This window comes from Sandaracinobacteroides hominis (assembly GCF_016464365.1).
Lineage (GTDB): Bacteria > Pseudomonadota > Alphaproteobacteria > Sphingomonadales > Sphingomonadaceae > Sandaracinobacteroides > Sandaracinobacteroides hominis.
Genome location: NZ_JADCUC010000003.1, coordinates 445,825 through 454,028, shown reverse-complemented (window position 1 = coordinate 454,028; position 8,204 = coordinate 445,825). Strand labels below are relative to the sequence as shown.

Annotated in this window: 4 protein-coding genes and 1 pseudogene; 1 reads left to right on the top strand and 4 read right to left on the bottom strand. The window is 65.1% G+C overall.

What is annotated here, in order from left to right; translation table 11 throughout:
• Positions 1-131: pseudogene (locus IM784_RS09485) on the top strand (IS481 family transposase); the annotation flags it as partial.
• Here the strand turns inward: IM784_RS09485 and IM784_RS09480 are convergent.
• The 4 genes from IM784_RS09480 to IM784_RS09465 form a co-directional block, all read right to left on the bottom strand.
• Positions 120-1,301, bottom strand: coding sequence for a hypothetical protein (locus tag IM784_RS09480; protein ID WP_199555053.1), 1,182 nt, complete (start codon positions 1,299-1,301; stop codon positions 120-122). The pseudogene IM784_RS09485 and the gene IM784_RS09480 sit on opposite strands and share 12 nt — an antisense overlap.
• Positions 1,298-1,609 carry a PadR family transcriptional regulator gene (locus IM784_RS09475; protein WP_199555052.1) on the bottom strand — a complete coding sequence of 104 codons (312 nt, stop codon included), beginning with the start codon at positions 1,607-1,609 and terminating at the stop codon, positions 1,298-1,300. The genes IM784_RS09480 and IM784_RS09475 overlap by 4 nt, the downstream gene beginning before the upstream one ends.
• A 97-nt stretch (positions 1,610-1,706) precedes the next feature.
• Positions 1,707-5,726: a sulfatase-like hydrolase/transferase gene (locus tag IM784_RS09470; protein WP_199555051.1), complete on the bottom strand. Its 4,020-nt coding sequence runs from the start codon at positions 5,724-5,726 to the stop codon at positions 1,707-1,709.
• A 23-nt stretch (positions 5,727-5,749) separates the two neighbouring features.
• Complete coding sequence (locus tag IM784_RS09465; protein ID WP_199555050.1) at positions 5,750-8,005, bottom strand: TonB-dependent receptor; 2,256 nt, start codon at positions 8,003-8,005, stop codon at positions 5,750-5,752.
• Positions 8,006-8,204: the final 199 nt, after the last annotated feature.

Genomic DNA, 8,204 nt, shown 5'->3' with positions numbered 1-8,204 from the left:
ACAACTTCGCCAAGCAGCTCAAGGCGCTCAGGTTCAGGACACCATACGAAGCCATCGAGGAACTCTGGAAATCCAAGCCAGATGTGTTTATCGTCCAGCCACACCATCACACTCTGGGACTAAACACCTAGGCCGGCGAGGAGGTGCCGGTCGTTTTGCGTCCTGTCCAACTCGGAGTCAGTTTCGGGCGCTGTTGCTGTTGGTGCGCTTGCCGGCTTCGGCAGCGCCAGAAGGCTCAGAGCATATCCGATGATGGCGCTGCTGCCATAGCCGACCATCGGCGTCGGATAATTGCCCAGCGCCGCCGCCGCGATCACGGTGAACCAAACGGCGCCGAATACGGCATAGGTTGCGCGGTTTTCCGCATCGCGACTCCAGCCGACGACCGCAGGGACCAGGAGCAGGCCCGTCCCTCCCAGAACCGCCATTCCGGCCACCGCATGAACGTCGAACGACGAATAGAATATCTGGTCGACATAGGGGACCGCGGGCAGCGTATCGGCACGAACCAGCGTTGCCGCGAAGCCGGTGACGGCGGCGGCGAGTGCCACCAGGACGTGCCGGTCCGGGCGGACGATCGCGAGGGCGGCCAGACCCAGCACCAGCATTCCGGCCATCGCCCGGTCGGGCTGAAGCGCCATGGCGGCGGCAGCAACCAGTATGCCGGCGGTCGCCACCCGGCCGCGCGTCTGCGCGAAGGCCATAAGCATAACGGGCAACAGGATCAGGCTTGGCTGGATCGCCAATCCGCCAAGGTTCACCCATCGAGCCGCGCCCTCGACCCTGGAGCCCAACAGGGCGGTCGCCAGCAGTGCGCCCGCCATCACGACGATGGCGCCGCCCGTCCATTGTCGTGCTGCCAGGGCTGTTCGACCCAGCAGGGCCAGCATCGTCAGGCCGATCGCCAATGCAGCGACGTTGATCGCGAGATAGCGCATCGGCGCCCGGGCGATTGCCATATAGGCAAGGCCGAGCCCGACAGCCACGATTGCGCAGGCAATGCCGAGCGCACGTGGGCGACGAACAATGGCGTCATAGAGAGTCATGGGGATCGAACCTCCGGAGAAATGTGCGCCGTCGCCGCCCCGCGAGACGAAGGGTTGGAGAAGACGCGCCGCGACTGCGCGCGGCAGGAGCCCGCACAGGCTGTCGAGCGCGAAGAGGAGCGCTTTCGTATCGTCCGGGATGTCGGCCGTCTCGCAGCGAACCGCCCATCCCCACGACTGCAACGAAGACGGCAGTGCCGCCTGCAGAAGGCGGCAGGCCAAGTCGGCGAGACTGCGGTGAAGGCCGAAGCTCATACAGCCGCCTCCCGGTGCACAAAGGCCGGTGTCACGGGCTGCACCGGGGGATTGGCGCGGGCAAGCTGCACGCCGCTCGCCGTCAGCCGATAGGCGTGCCGTGGCGGGCGACCACCTTCGGGCGGCATCTGCCATTCCGCCTCCAGGTGCCCTTGCGCCTCCAGACGGATCAGCAAGGGGTAGAGGGTGCCGGATTTTACACTGGCGAGCCGCGCCAGTTCATAGCCGTGCGACCATTGGCTACCGGCGTCGAGCAGGACGGCGAGGACCATCCGGGCATGGGGCGAGAGGGCGCGCGATCGGGACATGCGCACTAAATCTACCTAGATAGATTTATCGTCAAGCCCTGTCTGAAGACGAGTCTGATGGTCGACTGGTCTCAGAGTTTTTCGAAACTTGTGTCGGTCAGAAGCGGTATGTCAGCCGGGCCACGCCTTGGTGGGTCGTGTAGCCGCTGCCGAATTCGGGGTTGTAGCTAAGGGTGAAGGCGAAGTTGGAGCCGCTGGTGAGTTCGGCGCCGATGCCGAAGCGGCCGAAGGTGCCGGGACTGCGGGTGTGGACGGAGAAGGGGTCGGCGGTTCCGGTTTCGCCGCCGGATTCGCCCCCGGACTCGCCCACGAACCTTGCGGAGGTTTTCCAATCGGTGTCGTCTGCGAACACCGCCGCGGCGGAAACGAACGGCTTCAGGCGTTTCCCTTCGCCAAGCTTTATCGTGGCGCCCAGCTCCGACCCGATCAGGCTGCTGATCGCGAAATCGCTCGTGGCCAGCATCTCCAGCGCAAACACCGATGCGCTTTTTTCGCTGGTGGCCTTGGTGTGCACATGGGTGCCCCGAACTTCGGCGAACGGCTTCAGATAGCTGTCCGCGCCAAGTGGGATGCGGTAGCTTGCAGCGACGGCGGCGCCCAGATTCCAAAGCTGCGGATTGGCGCTGGCCTGTGCGATATCGGAGCCGACGGTGATCTGCCGGTTGCTGCTATACCAGCCATATCCCCCGTCGACCGTCCCCACGATCTCCAACCGGTCTGTGCGGTAGTGCAGCGCGATCGCGCCGAGGATCGAGTTGCCCCTGGTCCGAGCCGTGCGATCCGTATCGCGCAAGTCGCTGTTCTCGTACGCCAGCGCGCCGCCCAGATATAGATCGTCGCTGATGCGGATCTGCGCCCCGATCTCGAAGATCTGGTAGCGTGCGTCGTAGCCGAGCGAGTCCGTGGTATCGCTTTGCCGGGTGCGTCCGCCTTGAACGCGGGCCCAGGTGCAATTGGTTTTGCGGGCGGTTTCGCAAGCGCTGTTCACATCGGAGACAAACCGACGGCTTGCCTGATAGCGCCAGGCCGCAGTCGCGCCCAATGCCTGGCCGGTCAGGCTTTCAAGCGTGTTGGCGTAATCCGCGTGGCTGGCGAGATTGGCGAGTGCAGTGAAGCCGGTGTCGAACGATTCACCGCTGTCGAACAGCGCCTGGAGGTGGATTCCAACCGCTGCCCGCGCCTCGCCCAGCCCGCTGGACGCCTGCTCGAACTGCGCTTGCGGGGCGGCATAAAGCGTCGTGCCGTCCGAGGTGAAACGATAGGTGAACAGCTGGTTTGCGCTCTGCGTCGCTGCCAGCGCCGGATCGAGCGTGACCCCACCGCTGGCCGAGACCAGTGCCAGCCTGGCGTTGCGCATCGTGCTGGGATTGACTTCGATCACGCCGGCGATCTCGGCACTGCCGTTCACGATCAGCTTGTCGCTGACGCCCTGAACGAAGTCCGCGTCGAACACGATCCTGCCCGGCCCCGAGAGATTGCCGGTCACGGTCGTGGAGCCGATTGTTCGCACCCCGCCTAGGTGGAGCGTGCCGGCGTTGACCATACGGCCGCCGGCGCCAAGCGCGATGGTCGCGCCGGGATCGAGCACGCCGCCCACGCCGTTGGCAAGCGTGCTTCCGTTGCCCGCGGTGACGATTGCGCCGGTGATGGTACCGGTGTTGGTGATCTGGACGGCGGCATCCGAAAGGACGGCGGTGAGGTTCAAGCTGCCGGACGCCGCGATCTTCCCGGCGTTGGTGATGCTGTTGCCGCTGCCTTGCTGGATATGGATAGCGGCCACGGGGATTGCGCCGGTGGTGCTCGTCGCGCCTCCGACCACCGAACTTTGCGCATCGAGCGAGATGGCTGCGCTGCCGGTGCCGTTGGTCTGGATGACGATGGCGGACGACTGGTCGCCACTGGCCAGAATGTTGCTGTTGACCAGCGCGACCGAAACGGACGCGCCACTCCCCGATCCTCCGGCCGCCCCGCTGAACAGGGTTCCGGCCTGCGCAATCAGGCCGCCGCCGCCGCCCAGCGACTGGGCGTAGATCGCCGGGGCGAGTTTGCCCGTTGTCGTGAGGTTCGTGCCCGTCAGCCCGATGGTGACCTGCCCGCCAGCGCCCGTCCCTGCGGCGATCGCCGAGGTTCCGCCCGCCAGAAGCTGCATTTTCGACACGCTGCCGGGGTCGCCGCCAAGCCCTCCGCCGCCGCCGATCGACTGGGCGAGGATCCCATAGGCGCCGTCGCCAGCGGTGGATATTGTGGCACCGGCCGTGGTGGAAACCGTTACCGTGCTGCCGTCGCCGTTGCCGGTTCCGCCGTTGGACTGCCCCGCCGTAACCTGCCCCCCGATCGCCGCGCCGCCGCCGCCGCCGATAGACTGCGCCAGTATTGCATGCGCGGTGCGGCCGCTGGTGGCGACCGATCCCGCGACATCGACTTCCGTCGTTCCCGCGTCTCCGCTGGTGTTCGAGCTGCCGTTGAACGACAATGTCAGGCCGTGCACGTCGGCCATCCGGTTCAGCCGCAGCACCGTGTCGCGATACTTCGGGTCGTTGGCGAGGTTCACGATCTCGCCGGGATCGGCCTCCGTATCGTAGAGTTCCAGATCGTTCAGCCGCGTGAGCGTTGCCCAATCTGTCGGGATATGGTGGTGCGCCGGGGCGAAGTAGCGGGCGAACTTGTAGCGGCCATCGTGGACGCCGCGGTGCAGGCGCCGCTTCGACAGATCATAGACCTTGCTGTAGTCGCTGATCTGAGCGGCAGGCGGAACCGGCCCGGTCGGCGCCTTCGGCAGCGGCTCCCACATGTGGGCGACGGCGTAGTTGAAGAGCATGCCGCGCTCGTCGCGCGCAGTCGGCTTCTCCGGCGCTGCCAGAACCGCGCTTACATCGACGCCCGGCAGATCGGGATAGTTTTTCTTCGCCTCCGCCGCCGACATTCCTGCCAGCGACAACAAGGTTGGCGCAATGTCGATCGCGCCCATCAGCTTCTTCGTCGTCTGCCCGCCTTTCCGGTCCGGGTGGACGATGATCATCGGCACGTTGGATTCCTCGCGGTAGATGGTGCCGGCCTTCTGACGCATCCCGTGCGCGCCGCAGCGCTCGCCATGGTCCGTCGTGTAGAGGATAATGGTGTTGTCGAGCTGGCCGCTATCCTTCAGCGCCCACAGCAGCTGTGCCAGCCGCCGGTCCACATCGCGCAGGCAGTTGTAGTAATAGTTTCGGAAGCGCTTCCACGAGGCGATGTCGCTGAGCGGCATGGCGCCGAAGAAGCGGTCGTTCTGCCTCTGGATGGCGCGGTGTGCCTCGGGCTTGGTGGAAAGATCGTCCTTGTAGAAGCTTTCCGGCATGTCGAAGCCAAGGTCGGTTTCATAGATCGGATCGCCCGGCTCGCGCCGCACGGGGGCCAGCGCATCCGGATGCGGGCGGCTCTTCGCCTGCTCGCCGGTGGCGTCGTAGAACATGATGTCGTGCGGGTTCACCAGCCCCACCACCATGAACCACGGCTTGCCGCCCGCCTTGTCGCGGCGGGCGAAATCGAAGATCGAGCGGGCGGCATCGCCGGCCACGAACATGTCCGAGCGATAGCCGTCCCAGGTCAGGCCCAGCTCCTCGCCATCGAAGCCATAGTCGTGGAAGCCATAAGGCTCCAGCGCCCGCTCGGTGTTGGGATAGACGCCGCCCGGCACCCGGTTCCAGTTGCGCTCGTAGTTGATGCGGGAAAGATGCCATTTGCCCTTGTAGCTGGTGTAGTAACCCGCCTTCTGCATCATGTGCCCCAGCGTCGGCATGTCCTTCGGCAACTCCGGATTGGGGGCGTTGTCGCTGTTCAGGAACATGCCGGTCTGCTGGGTATGGCGGCCGGTCAGGATGGTGGAGCGCGACGGCGTGCAGGGGGAGGTGTGCACATGGTAGTTCTCCACCAGCGTGCCCCGCTCCATCAGCTCGCGGTGTGCGGGCAACATTTCCAGAAGCCCCTCCGGCAGGCTGGCGACGCCCTGTTCCTGATCGGTCAGGATCATCAGCACGTTCAGCTTTCGGCCGTCCTTTGCGACGGCGCCCTTTGCCAATGTGGCCGATGCCAATGCACCCGCCGCGCCGATGACTGTCCGGCGATCCACTCCGCTGCTCATGGCTTCCCTCTCCCGCGAACGCATCAGAAACTGATCGAGAAATCGACGCCGAACTCGCGCGGCGGCTGATAGAATTGCGAAATCGGCGTGGCGCCTGCACTGGTCGCGCCCGACATCACCTCCGCATCGGTCAGGTTCTGCCCATAGACCGTCACCTTCCAGCGGTCGTCAGGCCCCGTCAGCGAGATATTGGCGTTCAGCAGCACCACCTCGTCGCGGTAATAGCCGGGATCCAGGCTGCGGCCCCAGGTGTTGTAGCGCGGCGTATAGCGGGCGTCCCCGTGCAGGCCGATTTCGCCGATGCCGACAGGGATGCGCCAGTCGGCGGCGATGCTGCCGCTCCATTCCGGCGCGTTGGCGAGATCGAGATTGGTGGAATCGACGGGCACCATATAGGTGCCGTTCGGCACGCCGTTGATCCGGATCGGCACCGCCGGGCCGCACTGGCGGGGTTGCGGCGCGTTGCTGCCAAATACGCCGTCCACGTCGGCGCAGAAATCGGTGTAGCGCGCGTGCAGATAGGCGATGTTGGCGTTGAACGAGAGGTTGCGCGAAGGCCGCAGCGTCGCGTCCGCTTCAAAGCCCCGGATCTCGGCAGCGGCGATATTGGTGGTGATATTCTCTGCCCGAACCGCGCCCATCTTCGTCACCGCGCCTTGCAGGTCGCGATACTTGTTGATGAAGCCGGCGGCGTTCAGGCGCAGCATGCGGTCGAACAGGTCGGTCTTGGCGCCGATTTCATAGGCGTCCACATACTCCGGGTTAAACGGCCCGACATTCTCCGCAATCGTCCCGCGCGAGTTGAAGCCGCCCGCCTTGTAGCCCTCGGAATAGGTCGCATAGACCATCGCCGCCGGGGAGAAGCGATATTCGACGGTAAAGCGCGGCGTCAGTTCGGCCCAGCTCGCTTCCAGATCGGCCGTGAACGAGGAGGCAAGGCGGCCGTTCACCAGCGCCTGCGAGCCGATGTTGTAGTTCTTCTTGTCGTAGCTGTAGCGGGCGCCGACCGATAGCGTCAGCCCGTCCAGCGGACGCGCGTTTGCCATCACGAAGACGGCGTAGCTCTGCGTCTTCTGGTGCAGCTGCGACAATGTCGTGGTGGTGGGGTTCGCCAGAACGGTATTGTCCTGGCTCCAGGTGTCGGACTGGAAGTAGAGCCCGGCGACGAAATCGACCGGCTGGTCGGCGGGCGAGACATAGCGCAACTCGCCGCTGGTCGATTCACCGGAGAAGTCGCGGGTTACGTCCAGCTGCGGGGCGGGGGTGATAAGCCCGTCGAAGTCACCGCGCGTCAGGTAGGTGAGGTGGCGATAGCCGAGCACGGCCGCCACCGAGCCAAAGCCGACGTCGAGGTTGGTCGTCCACGAACCGCCATAGGTTTCGGTGTTGGCGATCGGATCGAACAGCACGGCCGACTTGCGAATGTCGGTCTTCACCACATCCGGCAGCCGGTCCCAGTTGGGGTCGCCATTGTCGAGCACATGCGGGGCGGGTCCGGTGGTATCCTGCTTCAGCCAGTCTACCACCAAGGTCGAATCGAGCGCGCCGCCGCGATCGAAGTTCAGCGCGCCGCGCACGGCGCGCACGCTGGTGCCGTTCAGCTTGTTGCCGGTGATGACGTTCTCGCTGTAGCCGCCATATTCGCGGATGTTCACCATCAGCTTGGCGGCGATGGCGTCGCCGATGCGGCCGCTGTTGATGCGGCCGCGGAACTGCCGTGCGCCAAAGGAGCCGACGGTGCCGCGCGCGTCGATGCCGAAATCCTCGGTGGGGCGCGCGGTGATCACGTTGATGGTACCGGCGAGGTTGTTCTTGCCGAACAGCACGCCCTGCGGGCCCTTCAGGATTTCCACCCGCTCGACGTCGAACATGTCCAGCATGGTGCTGGAAACAAAGGGGATATAGACGCCGTCGATGATCGTGCTCACCTTCGGGTCGGCATTCGGGTCAGGGTCGGCGCTGCTCATGCCGCGGATGGAGATCATCGGCACATTGGCGACCAGCCCCTGCGTCTGCAGCACCACGTTGGGCACCAATCCGTTCAGGCTGGTGATGTTGGTGTTGCCGCTGGCGGCGACTGTCGCCTCGTTCAGCACCGCGATGGAGATCGGCACGTCCTGCACGCTTTCCTGCCGGCGCTGTGCGGTAACGACGATGTCGGCAAAGGGATCGCCGGTTTCGGCAACTGCCGCGTCTGCCGGTGCATCTGCTTCCTGCGCATAAAGCGGCGAAGCGAACGCCAGCATTGCCGCCGAACAGAGCCAGATGTGTTTGTGCATATATCCTCCCACCGCTTCTTGGCGCCCGGCGTTTCCCCGCCTTGGGCTTTGGCCGGAGGATAGGCCGGGAGGCGGTGCAGGTAACGTCGCGATTGGCGAAGCGAGGCTTATCGATTGGGCAATCCGAACATCTCGCCTATTGGGCGGCGGACGGGCAATCTGTGCGCTGATCCAGGGCAGTTGCCCGATCGAGGAACGG

What these genes read in the sequence shown, in the direction of transcription:
- IM784_RS09470 (WP_199555051.1), bottom strand. Translation starts at nt 5,726, where the DNA reads ATGAGCAGCGGAGTGGATCGCCGGACAGTCATCGGCGCGGCGGGTGCA.
- IM784_RS09475 (WP_199555052.1), bottom strand. Translation starts at nt 1,609, where the DNA reads ATGTCCCGATCGCGCGCCCTCTCGCCCCATGCCCGGATGGTCCTCGCC.
- IM784_RS09465 (WP_199555050.1), bottom strand. Translation starts at nt 8,005, where the DNA reads ATGCACAAACACATCTGGCTCTGTTCGGCGGCAATGCTGGCGTTCGCT.
- IM784_RS09480 (WP_199555053.1), bottom strand. Translation starts at nt 1,301, where the DNA reads ATGAGCTTCGGCCTTCACCGCAGTCTCGCCGACTTGGCCTGCCGCCTT.